Origin of the sequence: Meinhardsimonia xiamenensis (assembly GCF_900102905.1) — a bacterium.
GTDB lineage: Bacteria > Pseudomonadota > Alphaproteobacteria > Rhodobacterales > Rhodobacteraceae > Meinhardsimonia > Meinhardsimonia xiamenensis.
In genome coordinates, this window is the sequence record NZ_FNFV01000002.1 from 504,264 (window position 1) to 515,908 (window position 11,645).

The window sequence follows — 11,645 nt, forward strand, 5'->3', positions numbered from 1 at the left end:
GCAGGGCGCAGCTCATGCGCCGTTCACGGGCGTGACGCCGTCGCGGATGAGCTTCCAGATGATGGCGTCAAGCAGCGCCTCGAAGCTTGCATCCACGATATTGGCCGAGAGCCCGACTGTGGACCAGCGCCGGCCCTGCCCGTCCTCGCTGTCGATGATGACGCGGGTCACCGCCTCGGTGCCTCCTTGCGTGATGCGCACCTTGAAGTCGACAAGCCGCATGTCGTCGATCGCCGCCTGGTAGGGCCCGAGATCCTTGGCCAGCGCCTTGGCGAGCGCATTGACCGGGCCGCGGTCGGAGCCGGTCTCGTCAAGGCTTTCGGAGACCGACAGCATCTTCTCGTTGCCGATCTTCACCACCACCACCGCCTCGGAGAGGGTGACCATCCGGTTGTACTTGTTCTTGCGCCGCTCCACCGTCACCCGGTAGCGCTTGACCTCGAAGAAGCGGGGCAGGAGCCCCAGCTCCTCGCGCGCCAGGAGCTCGAAGCTCGCCTGCGCGGTGTCGTAGGAATAGCCCTGATCCTCGCGCTCCTTGACGCGGGCGAGGATGCGGGCAAGGGCGGGGTCGCCCTTTTCAACCTCGATGCCCATCTCTCGCAGCCGCTCGCGCAGGTTCGACTGGCCGGCCTGGTTGGACATCGGGATGATGCGGGTGTTGCCGACGGCGGCGGGGTCGATGTGCTCGTAAGTCGCGGGGTCCTTCAGGATCGCGCTCGCATGCAGCCCCGCCTTGTGGGCGAAGGCCGAGGCGCCGACGTAGGGTGCGGCCTTGTTCGGCACGCGGTTGAGGATGTCGTCGAGAAGCCGCGAGGCGTGGGTGAGCCCGGCAAGCGCCTCGGCCGTCACGCCCGTCTCGAAACGGCTGGCGTAGGGCTCCTTGAGGAGGAGCGTGGGGATCAGCGTGGTGAGGTTGGCGTTGCCGCAGCGCTCGCCAAGGCCGTTGAGCGTGCCCTGTATCTGGCGCGCCCCGGCATCGACCGCCGCAAGCGTGGCCGCCACCGCATTGCCGGTGTCGTCATGGGTGTGGATGCCGAGCCGCGCCCCGGGGATGCCCGCGGCGATGACCTCGGCGGTGATCTCGCCCACTTCTGCCGGAAGCGTGCCGCCATTGGTGTCACACAGCACGATCCAGCGCGCGCCCGCCTCCAACGCGGCGGCGAGGCAGTCGAGCGCGTAAGCGGGGTTGGCCTTGTAGCCGTCGAAGAAATGCTCGGCGTCGAAGAGCGCCTCCCGCCCCTCGGCCACGCAATGGGCTATGGAGCGGGCGATGTTGTCGATGTTCTCCTTGAGGCTCACGCCGAGCGCGGTGGTGACGTGAAAGTCATGGGTCTTGCCCACGAGGCAGACGGCCGGCGTGCCGGCATTGAGAACGGCGGCAAGCACGTCGTCATTCTCGGCCGAGAGCCCTGCGCGCTTGGTCATGCCAAAGGCGGTGAAGGTGGCGCGGGTCTCGGGCCGGGCGGCGAAGAAGGCCGAATCGGTGGGGTTGGCGCCGGGCCAGCCGCCCTCGATGTAGTCGACCCCGAGCGCATCGAGCGTCTCGGAGATGCGGCGCTTTTCGGCGAGCGAGAACTGCACGCCCTGCGTCTGCTGGCCGTCGCGCAGCGTGGTGTCGTAGAGGTAGAGGCGTTCGCGGCTCATTGCGCCAGGGCCTCCAGCTTTGCGGGGTCGAAATCGGGGGTGAGCTCCCAGACCGCTCCCTGTGGCGTGTCCTTCACCTTGACGCCGGCGGCGGCGATGCCGTCGCGCAGGGCATCGGCCCGGGCGAAGTCGCGCGCCCGCCGCGCCTCGGCGCGGGCTTCGATGAGGCGCTCGATCAGCGCGGTGATCTCCGGTGTGACCTCCGGCGCCGCCGCCCAGGCGCCAAGTGCCGGGGTCATGAGCCCGAGCGCGCGCGCGCCGGCCAGAAGGCCGGCCGCGTCACCCTCGCCTGCCAGACGGTGCAGCGCGGCGATGGCGGCAGGCGTGTTGAGGTCGTCGGCCAGCGCGTCAATCACCGCGGCCGGCACCTCCCCCGCTTCCGCATCGGCGCACAGCGCGTGCCAGCGCCTCAGCACGCCTGCCGCCTCGGCCGCCTTCTTCGCCGTCCAGTCCATCGGCTTGCGGTAATGGGTCTGCAGAAAGACGAAGCGGATCACCTCCCCCGGCACGCCCTGATCCAGAAGATCGCGCACGGTGAAGAAGTTGCCCAGGGATTTGGACATCTTCTTGCCCTCCACCTGCAGCATCTCGTTGTGCAGCCAGTAGCGGGCGAAATGGCTTTCGGGGTGGGCGCAGCAGCTTTGCGCGATCTCGTTCTCGTGGTGGGGGAACATCAGGTCATTGCCGCCACCGTGGATGTCGAACTCGGGGCCGAGCAGCGCCTCGGCCATGGCCGAGCACTCGATGTGCCAGCCGGGCCGGCCGCGCCCCCAGGGGCTTTCCCAGCCGGGCTGGTCGGGGGCCGACGGCTTCCATAGCACGAAATCCATCGGGTTGCGCTTGTATGGCGCCACCTCCACCCGGGCACCCGCGATCATGTCATCCACCGAGCGGCCCGAAAGCTGGCCGTAAGCCGGGTAGCTCTCGACCGAGAACAGCACATGGCCCTCGGCGACATAGGCGCAGCCGCGCGCGATCAGCCGCTCGATCATGGCGATCATCTGCGGGATGTATTCGGTGGCATGCGGCTCGTGGAAGTGCGGGTCCCCCCGGTAGTCCACCCCGAGCGCAGCCATGTCCTCGTGGTACCATTCGGTGGTGGTGCGGGTGAGCTCCTCGATGGAGATGCCGCGCTCCTTCGCGCGCGCGATGATCTTGTCATCGACATCGGTGATGTTGCGCACATAGGTGACGTGCTCGGCCCCGTAGACGTGGCGCAGCAGCCGGTAGAGCACATCGAAGACCACGGCCGGGCGGGCATTGCCCAGATGCGCGCGGTCATAGACGGTGGGCCCGCAGACATACATGCGCACATTGGCCGGATCGATCGGCTCGAAGCGCTCCTTCTTCCGGGTTCGCGTGTTGGTCAGCCAGATCTCGGTCATGGATCATCCTTCCACGGGTGGGGCCGCGGCGGGCTTAGCAACTTCGTGTGAGGAGGAAAAGAAGACCGGGCCCGCGCGCTGTGTCAGCGGGTAATGCAAATGGCGATGATGCGGGCGATTGCGGTCATGGGCCAAGACATAGCGCCCGCTGCCGCGCCTGCCAAGAGCGGCCGTCACTTGACAATTCGCGCGCCGGGGACGACCCCTCGCGCGGAGCAGGCAGGAGGCAGGGGCATGGAGCTCTCGCAGCGCATCCGCAACATCACCCCCGGCGGCTCGGACGGCTGGGAAGTGTTCTATCGCGCCCGCGCGATGGTGGCGGCGGGCGAGCCGGTCATCGAGCTGACCATCGGCGAGCATGACATCGGCACCGACCCCGCGATTCTCGATGCGATGTGCGCGGCGGCGCGCGCAGGCCACACCGGCTATGCCGCCGTGCCCGGAACGCCCGAGCTGCGCGATGCGGTGGCCGAGCGCCTCACCGCCCGCACCGGCGTGAAGACCGCGCGCGAGAACGTGCTGATCACCACCGGCGGGCAGGCCGCGCTCTTTGCCGCCCATATTGCGGTGGCCGATCCCGGCGAGGCCGCGCTCTTCATCGACCCCTACTACACAACCTATCCCGGTACCATCCGCGGCGCCGGGGCGCGTGCGGTGCCCGTCGCAGCCCATGCCGAGGACGGCTTCCAGCCTCGGCCCGAGGAGATCGCCGCCGCTGCCCGCCGCCACGGCGCGCGCTCGCTCCTCATCAACACCCCGAACAACCCCACCGGCGTGGTCTACAGCCGCCAGACGCTCGAAGGCATCGCCGAGGTCGCCCGCGCCCATGACATGTGGCTGATCTCCGATGAGGTCTATGACACCCAGGTCTGGGAGGGCGCGCACATCAGCCCGCGCGCGCTGCCGGACATGGCGGCGCGCACGCTGGTCGTGGGCTCGATGTCGAAAAGCCACGCCATGACCGGCTCGCGCATCGGCTGGCTGGTGGGCCCCGCCGAGGCGATCGCGCATCTCGCGAATCTCTCTACCCACACCACCTACGGCGTGCCGGGATACATCCAGGATGCCGCCGTCTTCGCGCTGCGGCAGGGCGAGGCGTTCGAAGAGAAGATCGCCGCCCCCTTCCGCCGCCGCCGCGATCTCGCCGCGCGCCTTGTCGCCGGGCAGAGCACGGTGCGCATGGTTCCGGCGGCGGGCGCGATGTATGTGATGCTCGACATCCGCGCCACCGGCATTTCGGGCCGCGACTTTGCCGAGCGGCTGCTCGATGAGGAGCGCATCGCGGTGATGCCGGGCGAGAGCTTCGGCGCGGCGGCGGCCGGGCATCTGCGCGTGGCCCTGACCCGGCCGGACGAGGAGCTTGCCGACGCTCTCGCGCGCCTCCTCGCGCTCGCCGAACGGCTGGCGGGATGATGTCTCCTCATCACCCTGGGTGGAAATACCCCCGCCGGAGGCATGAAGTCTCTTCTCGCCGCCGGGGCCGGGCGGAAGCCGGGGGAAGGGGGCGCTGATGTTCGAGGAGGCGCTTGCAGCCTGTGCCGAGAACCTGCGCCGGGGCGATCCCGACCGCTTTCTCGCGCTGATGGCGGCGCCGCCACCGGCGCGCCGTGTGCTCCTGCCGCTCTATGCCTTCAATCTCGAGGTCGCGCGCGCGCCCTGGGTTTCGGCGGAGCCGACGATCGGGGCGATCCGGCTTGAGTGGTGGCGCGAGGCGCTCGGGGAAATCGCCGAGGGCCGGCCGGTGCGGCGCCACGAGGTGACGCTGCCGCTTGCAGAGGTGCTCGATGCCGAAGGCGCGCGGCTCCTTGACGATCTTGTCGTCGCCCGCTGGGCCGATCTGGAACGCGCGCCCTTCGCCGATGTCGCCGCGCTAGGCCGCTATCTCGAGGCGACGGGGGGGCGGCTGATGCAGGTGGCAGGCCGCCTTCTTGGCGCGGGCGAGGCCGATGCGGCGCTGGCGGCGCTGGGGAGCGCCTCGGCGCTCGCCAACTGGTGCCTTGCGGTTCCCGAGCTTCGCGCGCGCGGCCGCGCGCCGCTGCCGCCCGAGGGTGAGGAGGCGCTCGCCGCCCTTGCCGTGGAGCGGCTCGCCGCGTTTCGCGCCGCGCGCAAGGCGCTGCCCCGTGCCGCCCGCCCCGCGGCGCTTGCGGCATGGCGCGCACCGGCCATCCTCGCCCGCGTTGCGCGCGACCCCGCGGCCGTAGCCGAGGGGCGGCTTGCCCAGTCCGAGTTCCGCCGCCGCGGCAGTCTGCTTCTGGCAAGCCTCTTCGGGGTCTGAGCCGTTCAGCGCCTCGCGGCGGGGCGCAGCGTCAGCCAGATCAGCGCGCCGCCCGCGAGCGTCAGGAAGGGGATCATGGCGAGATTGACCGCTGTCCAGCCTTCCTGCGCCGAGCCGCCCGAGCAGTTCATCAGCCCGCCCGAGGCCAGCGAGGCCAGCGTCACCCCACCGAAGACGATCATGTCGTTCATCCCCTGCACGCGGCCGCGCTCCTCGGGGGTGTGGACGGCGGTGAGCATCGCCGTGGCGCCGATGAAGCCGAAGTTCCAGCCGAGGCCGAGGAGGATCAGGGCGATGAAGAAGTTCTCGAGCTCCACCCCTTCGAGCGCGACGAGCCCGGCGCCTGCGAGGATGGCAAGCCCCGTGGCCACGACCTTGTGCGCGCCGAAGCGGGCGATGATGTGGCCGGTGAAGAAGCTCGGGGCGAACATGGCCAGCACATGCGCCGAGACGATGTCGGCCGCGCGGTTCTGCTCGAAGCCGCAGCCGACCACCGCCAGAGGGGTCGAGGTCATGACCAGCGTCATCAGCGAATAGGAGACCATGGCGCAGATCATCGCAACGGCAATCTCGGGCGTGGCCAAGAGCTCGCGCCGCGTGCGCCCGCGCGGCGCCCCCTCGGCGGGCTTTGGCGGCGGGGGGATGTCGAGGCCGAGAAAGAGGAGCGAGCCCAAAAGGTTGATGGCGATCACCGCCAGATAGCTGCCGAGAAACGGGATCACCATCGCCTCGGCCGTCACCTTGACGAGCTGCGGGCCGATGATGGCCGAGGCGAGCCCGCCGGCCATGACGTAGGAGATCGCCTTGGGGCGGAAGGCCTGCGAGGCGGTGTCGGCGGCGGCGAAGCGGTAGAAGCCCTGGGCGGAGACATAGACGCCGGTCAGAAGCGAGCCGGCGAGGAAAACGGCAAAGTTCTGTTCGAAGAGCCCCCAGGCGCCGATGGCGGCGCCGAGCGCGCCGGCAAGGGCGCCGGTGAAGAAGCCCGCGCGCCGGCCGAAGCGTTGCATGAGTGCCGAGAGCGGGTTGGCCGCCAGCATCGAGCCAAGAACGATCAGCGAGATTGGCAGGGTGGCGAAGCAGGGGTTTGCGGCCAGCGACTGGCCGGCGAGGCCGCCGATGGTGAAGATCATCGGCATCTGCGCGCCGAGAAAGGCCTGTGCGATGACGAGGATGGCGACGTTGCGGCGCGCGCGGCTGTCGTCCGCGGCCGGGGTCCGGGCGAGATCGGTCATGCCGTCTGCCATAAATCCGCGCGCCGGCGAAGGGAAGGGGGCGCCGCCCCCTTCATGAAAGGGCGTGCCCGGCACTGGCGTCGGCAATGGGTATTTGCACCAGGGTGATGGGGGCAGGGGCGGCGCCCGGGTGCCGGAGCGCCGCGCCCCCTGGTGTCAGCCGAAAACGCGGGTGAGCGCGATGTCGACCGTTTCGGTGATGCGGTCGATGTCGGCCGGGGTCGCGATCAGCGCCGGGCTGAAGCACAGCGTGTTGTTGAGCCCCGGCAGCGAGCGGTTGGTGGCGCCGATGATGACGCCTTCGCGCCCGCATTCGGCGACCACCTGCTGGACCATCTTCTCGGGCGCGGGCTCCTTCGTCTCCCGGTCCATCACCAGCTCGGCGCCGCAGAAGAGGCCCTTGCCGCGCACGTCGCCGATCACGGCGTGCTTGTCCTGGAGCGCGCGCAGGTTGTCCATCAGCCGCGCGCCCATGGCGCGGGTGTTCTCCAGAAGCCCCTCCTCCTCGATGATCGCCATGTTCTCGAGCGCGGCGGCGGGCCCGGCGGTGCAGCCGCCGAAGGTGGAGATGTCGCGGAAATAGTCGAGCGGGTCGTCGGGGTTCGACTTGAAGAGCTCGAAGACGCGCTCGGTGGTCACAAGGCAGGCGATGGCGGCATAGCCCGAGGCCACGCCCTTGGCCATGGTCACCATGTCGGGCTCGATGCCGTAGTTCTGGTAGCCGAACCATGTGCCGGTGCGCCCCACCCCGCAGACGACCTCGTCGATGTGCAGAAGGATGTCGTATTTGCGGCAGATCTCCTGCACCCGCTCCCAGTAGCCCTCGGGCGGGGTGATCACGCCGCCGCCGGCGGTGACCGGCTCGAGGCAGAGACCGCCCACCGTGTCGGGGCCTTCGCGCAGGATCACCTCCTCGATCTGGTTCGCCGCCCAGACGCCGTAGGGCTCCTTCTTCGGATCCCACTGGGGCTGGGCGCGGTATTCGAGGCAGTGGGGCACGCGCACGAAGCCCGGCGTGAAGGGGCCGTACTGGGCGTTGCGCTCGTCCTGCCCCCCGGCCGAGAGGCAGGTGATGGTGGTGCCGTGATAGTCGCGGTCGCGATAGAGGATCTTGTGCTTCTTGCCACCATGGCGCTTGTGGGCGATCTGGCGGATCATCTTGAAGGCCTTCTCGTTGGCCTCCGATCCGGAGTTGCAGTAGTAGACGCGGCTCATGCCGGGCATCTTCTCGATCAGCCGCTCGGCAAAGCGCGCCCCGGGGACGGAGCCGGCGGCGCCGGCGAAGTAGTTGAGCTTCACGAGCTGGTCGCGCACCGCATCGGCGATGCGCTCGCGCCCGTAGCCGACATTCACCGTCCAGACCCCGCCCGACACCGCGTCGAGGTATTCCTTGCCGTTCTGGTCCCACACCTTCATGCCGCGGCCCTCGACGATGATGCGGGGGTCGGTGGTTTCGAAGGGCTTGTGCTGGGTGAGGTGGTGCCAGACATGGGCCTTGTCGGCGGCGACCACGCCGGAGAGATCGTTTTCGCTGAGCGTGCCGTCCATCATCGCTGACCTCGCTGAAATGGCGCAACATCCATCGGTCGCGGAACGGCAAGGCAGAGCCGATGGCCGCGCACCGGTGGTCATCCCTTCAGTCAGCCCGAAAAGGCGGTGCGGTGATAGGTCCAGCCTGGTCTTGATATGAGTCCAAAGAGGCCGATCGCATGGCGGATCGGGCGCGCAAGGCGCCTTCGGGCGGTGACGCGGGGGTGTGGCGGGAGAAAGCACTTGCGGCTGTTGCCGACGAGGGATTAAGAGCCATGCGATGGGCCCTGCGTCGCGTGACGCGGGCCGTTGGGGATTGATGCAGGCCCGACCCCTACTCTCTGTAGGCGAAGGCGGCGGGGACAGAACAGACTCGGAATGGACGCTTCCACTGACAAGGGCCGGAGCCAGGCTGATCCGGTGATCCATCCCACGGCCATCGTCGAGCCGGGGGCCAGACTTGGGCGCGCGGTCACGGTGGGCCCCTATTGCATTGTCGGCTCGGGCGCGGAGCTTGAGGACGGCGTGACGCTGAGGAGTCATGTCGTGGTGGAGGGGCGCACGCGCATTGGCGCGGGCACCGAGGTTTGGCCCTTCACCACGCTTGGCACGGCGCCGCAGCACCTGCGCTACGAGGGCGAGGACACCCGCCTGATCATCGGGCCGAACTGCGTGATCCGCGAGCAGGTCTCGATCCACAAGGGAACCGAGATCGGGGGCGGCGAAACCGTGATCGGCGCCCACACCATGGTCATGGCGGCCTCCCACATCGCCCATGACTGCAAGATCGGCGAGCATGTGATCGTGGCCTCGAACTGCACCCTCGGCGGGCATGTGACGGTGGGCGATCACGTCTTTCTCGGCGGTCTGGCCGGGGTGCACCAGTTCTGCCGCATCGGCGCCTATGCCTTCGTCGGCGGGGCGGCGGCGGTGAACATCGATGTCATCCCCTTCGGCTCGGCCGTGGGCAACCGCGCCAAGCTCGGCGGGCTCAACCTTGTCGGGATGAAGCGCGCCGGTTTCTCCCGCGCGACGATCAACGAGATCCGCTCGGCATATCGCGATCTCTTCAATGATGACGCCTTGAGCTTCAAGGACCGGGTGGCCAAGGTGGCCGAGTGCTACGGGCACTGCCCCGAGGTGATGATGATCGTCGATTTCATCCGCGCCGATGCCGACCGCCCGGTTCTCGGCGCGCGCTAGGGGCAATGCCGGATCCGCGCTTCCACCCCATCCCCGAACCGCTCACCCTTGCCGAGGCGGCCCGTATTGCCGGGGCGGAGCTGGGGGAGGGCGCAGACCCGGACGCCCTGGTGACGGGCGCCGCGCCGCTTGCTGCCGCCGGGCCCGGCGATGTGACCTTTCTCACGCGGGCGGCGTTTCTCGATGCCCTTGGAGAGTCGCGTGCCGGGGCCTGTCTCGCCACTCCTGAGCTCGCCCCCCGCGTTCCGCCCCGCATGGCGGCGCTTCTCCATCCCGATCCACAGCGCGGCTACGTGACGCTCCTGCGTCGTTTCTTTCCCGAGCGTGATCCCCGGCCGGGTATCTCGCCCGCGGCTCATGTGGATCCGGCGGCGCGGCTCGGTGATGGCTGCCGGGTCGAGGCCGGGGCGGTGATCGGGGCGGGGGCCGAGATCGGCCCGGCAAGCCTCATCGGACCGGGGGCGGTGATCGGCCCGGGCGTGGTGCTGGGCGAGCGCGCGCGGATCGGCGCCAATGCGGTGATCAGCCACACCCTTGCCGGCGCGCGGCTGAGGGTGCTCGCGGGCGCGGTGATCGGGGAGGAGGGGTTCGGCTTCATTCCGGGCGCGGCGGGGCTTGAGCGCATTCCGCAGATGGGCCGGGTGATCATCGGCGATGACGTGGAGATCGGCGCCTGCACCACCATCGACCGCGGCGCGGGCGACGACACGGTGATCGGCGATGGCACCAAGATCGACAACCAGGTGCAGATTGGCCACAATTGCCGGATCGGCCGGCATTGCGTGATCGTTGCGCAGGTGGGGCTTTCGGGCAGCGTCGAGGTGGGCGATTTCGTTCAGCTCGGCGGCAAGGTGGGCGCGGCCGATCACGTGAAGATCGGGGCGGGCGCGCGGCTTGCCGCGGGCTCGGGAGTAACGGGCACGGTTCCGCCGGGCGCCACCTATGCCGGCTTTCCCGCGCGCCCCATCGGCGAGTGGCATCGCGCCAATGCGGCGCTGCGCCGGCTTGCGCTTGGCAAGCGGCGCGACAGCGGAAAGTGAGAGACCGGGCATCATGCGCATTCTGATCACCGGTGCTTCGGGCTGCGTTGGACGCTACGTGACCGAGGCGCTGATGGCCTCGCACCATGAGCTGGTCCTCGCTGTGCGCGATGCAGCGCTTCTGCCCGAGGCGCTGCGGCAGGCTGAGGGCGTCGAGGTAATCGAGGCCGATCTGCGCGCGCTTGCGGGTCTGCCCGCGGCGACCGAGGGCATCGACGCGGCGGTGCTGCTGGCCACCGCCTGGGGGGGTGATGACACCCGGGCGGTGACCGTGGGCGCCAATGTCGCGCTTGCCGATGCGCTGATCGCCCGAGGCTGCCGGCACATCCTCTATTTCGCCACCGCGAGCGTACTTGACCAGTCCGGCGCGCTTCTGCCCGCCGCGGCCGAATTTGGCTCGGACTACATCAAGGCCAAATACGCGCTGGTCGAGGAGATGGAGGCGCGCGTGGCGCGGGCGCGCATCACCGGCCTGTTTCCGACTCTCGTCTTCGGCGGGCGGCGCGAGGCGCCGGCGATCCGGTTCTCGCATCTGGCCAATCTCGCGCGCGAGGTCTGGCCTTGGCTCAGGCTCGTGCGCTTCTTCACCGCCGAAGGGCGGTTCAACGTCATCCATGCCGCCGACATCGCCACGATCGTCCGCCATCTCGTGGAGACCGGCGGCGAGGGGCTCCAGAACCCCGCGCGGCTCGTCCTCGGCAACCCGCCGGTGGAGGTGGAGGAGGTGCTCGCGGAGGTTCTGGCGCTGTCGGGGCGGAGACACTGGAAACTTCTGAAGCTGAAGCCCGGCATGATGACCACGCTAGAGCGCATCACGCCGCTGACCCTGTCGGACTGGGACCGTTACTGCGCCCGCCACCCCGATCAGTCCCACCCCCGCGCCGTCAATCCCGCCGATTTCGGTTTGCCGGTGCACATGGAACGCCTTTCCGAGGGGCTGCGCTCCATCGGGCTCGGGCCCGCGCGGTAGGACACGTCGCCGAGGACCGGAATCCTCCCGACGGGGGCGGCAGGCGCGCCAGGCATGGGCTAGACGCCGGGGCAGCCGTCCTGCAGCTTGCGCCAGATGACATTGGTCAGCGACAGCTCGCAGCGCGCCGTCCATGTCTGGCAGGAAGCGGTGAAACAGGCCACGGTGCCAAGTGGCACGCGATTGCCCTCGGCATCGGTGCAGGAGTAGTCGAGACCCTCGTATATCGGATAGTCGGGCGGCGGCAGCGGCCGCACCTCGGGCGCCGCGGTTGCCGTCACCGCGTGGGGCGGGGGGCTGGCCGGCTCGCCGGCGAGGACGCCGGCCGGCGCGACCAGCAAGGCTGGTATCCAGCGCCACATGTCC

General features: G+C 69.4%; 10 protein-coding genes. 5 read left to right on the forward strand and 5 right to left on the reverse strand.

All coding sequences use genetic code 11. From position 1 onward, the window contains the following. Window positions 1–12 precede the first annotated feature (12 nt). Window positions 13–1,644, reverse strand: coding sequence for a citramalate synthase (cimA, locus tag BLQ14_RS06330; protein WP_092499266.1), 1,632 nt, complete (start codon window positions 1,642–1,644; stop codon window positions 13–15). Next, window positions 1,641–3,029 carry a cysteine--tRNA ligase gene (cysS, locus tag BLQ14_RS06335; RefSeq protein ID WP_092499268.1) on the reverse strand — a complete coding sequence of 463 codons (1,389 nt, stop codon included), beginning with the start codon at window positions 3,027–3,029 and terminating at the stop codon, window positions 1,641–1,643. The genes cimA and cysS overlap by 4 nt, the downstream gene beginning before the upstream one ends. A gap of 234 nt (window positions 3,030–3,263) precedes the next feature. On the opposite strand from cysS, the gene BLQ14_RS06340 reads away from it, so the two are divergent. Further along, complete coding sequence (locus BLQ14_RS06340; protein WP_092499270.1) at window positions 3,264–4,442, forward strand: pyridoxal phosphate-dependent aminotransferase; 1,179 nt, start codon at window positions 3,264–3,266, stop codon at window positions 4,440–4,442. Window positions 4,443–4,539: 97 nt separating this feature from the next. After that, window positions 4,540–5,304, forward strand: coding sequence for a squalene/phytoene synthase family protein (locus BLQ14_RS06345; protein WP_092499272.1), 765 nt, complete (start codon window positions 4,540–4,542; stop codon window positions 5,302–5,304). 5 nt (window positions 5,305–5,309) lie between these two features. On the opposite strand, the gene BLQ14_RS06350 is transcribed toward BLQ14_RS06345, so the two are convergent. Together BLQ14_RS06350 and BLQ14_RS06355 are read right to left on the reverse strand one after the other, a co-directional pair. Then, on the reverse strand, window positions 5,310–6,536 hold the full coding sequence (locus tag BLQ14_RS06350) for an MFS transporter (RefSeq protein WP_092499274.1): 1,227 nt from the start codon (window positions 6,534–6,536) through the stop codon (window positions 5,310–5,312). A 156-nt stretch (window positions 6,537–6,692) separates the two neighbouring features. After that, window positions 6,693–8,084, reverse strand: a complete 1,392-nt coding sequence (locus BLQ14_RS06355) for an aminotransferase family protein (RefSeq protein WP_092499502.1) — start codon at window positions 8,082–8,084, stop codon at window positions 6,693–6,695. Window positions 8,085–8,444: 360 nt separating this feature from the next. Here BLQ14_RS06355 and lpxA point away from each other — a divergent pair, with 360 nt between their 5' ends. Genes lpxA through BLQ14_RS06370 form a run of 3 tightly spaced genes read left to right on the forward strand, consistent with a single transcriptional unit; the run spans window position 8,445 to window position 11,279 of the window. Continuing rightward, the gene (gene lpxA / locus BLQ14_RS06360) at window positions 8,445–9,269 is read left to right on the forward strand and encodes an acyl-ACP--UDP-N-acetylglucosamine O-acyltransferase (RefSeq protein WP_092499276.1); all 825 of its coding nucleotides are present in this window, start codon (window positions 8,445–8,447) and stop codon (window positions 9,267–9,269) included. Between the two features lie 5 nt (window positions 9,270–9,274). Further along, the gene (lpxD, locus tag BLQ14_RS06365) at window positions 9,275–10,309 is read left to right on the forward strand and encodes a UDP-3-O-(3-hydroxymyristoyl)glucosamine N-acyltransferase (protein WP_092499278.1); all 1,035 of its coding nucleotides are present in this window, start codon (window positions 9,275–9,277) and stop codon (window positions 10,307–10,309) included. 13 nt (window positions 10,310–10,322) lie between these two features. Next, on the forward strand, window positions 10,323–11,279 hold the full coding sequence (locus BLQ14_RS06370; protein WP_170068400.1) for an NAD-dependent epimerase/dehydratase family protein: 957 nt from the start codon (window positions 10,323–10,325) through the stop codon (window positions 11,277–11,279). A 59-nt stretch (window positions 11,280–11,338) separates the two neighbouring features. Here the strand turns inward: BLQ14_RS06370 and BLQ14_RS06375 are convergent, their stop codons facing one another. Continuing rightward, window positions 11,339–11,641, reverse strand: coding sequence for a hypothetical protein (locus BLQ14_RS06375; RefSeq protein WP_143004463.1), 303 nt, complete (start codon window positions 11,639–11,641; stop codon window positions 11,339–11,341). Between the last annotated feature and the right edge of the window lie 4 nt (window positions 11,642–11,645).

Coding starts and splice junctions, on each gene's coding strand:
- cimA (WP_092499266.1), bottom strand. CDS start 1,644: ATGAGCCGCGAACGCCTCTACCTCTACGACACCACGCTGCGCGACGGC.
- cysS (WP_092499268.1), bottom strand. CDS start 3,029: ATGACCGAGATCTGGCTGACCAACACGCGAACCCGGAAGAAGGAGCGC.
- BLQ14_RS06340 (WP_092499270.1), top strand. CDS start 3,264: ATGGAGCTCTCGCAGCGCATCCGCAACATCACCCCCGGCGGCTCGGAC.
- BLQ14_RS06345 (WP_092499272.1), top strand. CDS start 4,540: ATGTTCGAGGAGGCGCTTGCAGCCTGTGCCGAGAACCTGCGCCGGGGC.
- BLQ14_RS06350 (WP_092499274.1), bottom strand. CDS start 6,536: ATGACCGATCTCGCCCGGACCCCGGCCGCGGACGACAGCCGCGCGCGC.
- BLQ14_RS06355 (WP_092499502.1), bottom strand. CDS start 8,084: ATGGACGGCACGCTCAGCGAAAACGATCTCTCCGGCGTGGTCGCCGCC.
- lpxA (WP_092499276.1), top strand. CDS start 8,445: ATGGACGCTTCCACTGACAAGGGCCGGAGCCAGGCTGATCCGGTGATC.
- lpxD (WP_092499278.1), top strand. CDS start 9,275: ATGCCGGATCCGCGCTTCCACCCCATCCCCGAACCGCTCACCCTTGCC.
- BLQ14_RS06370 (WP_170068400.1), top strand. CDS start 10,323: ATGCGCATTCTGATCACCGGTGCTTCGGGCTGCGTTGGACGCTACGTG.
- BLQ14_RS06375 (WP_143004463.1), bottom strand. CDS start 11,641: ATGTGGCGCTGGATACCAGCCTTGCTGGTCGCGCCGGCCGGCGTCCTC.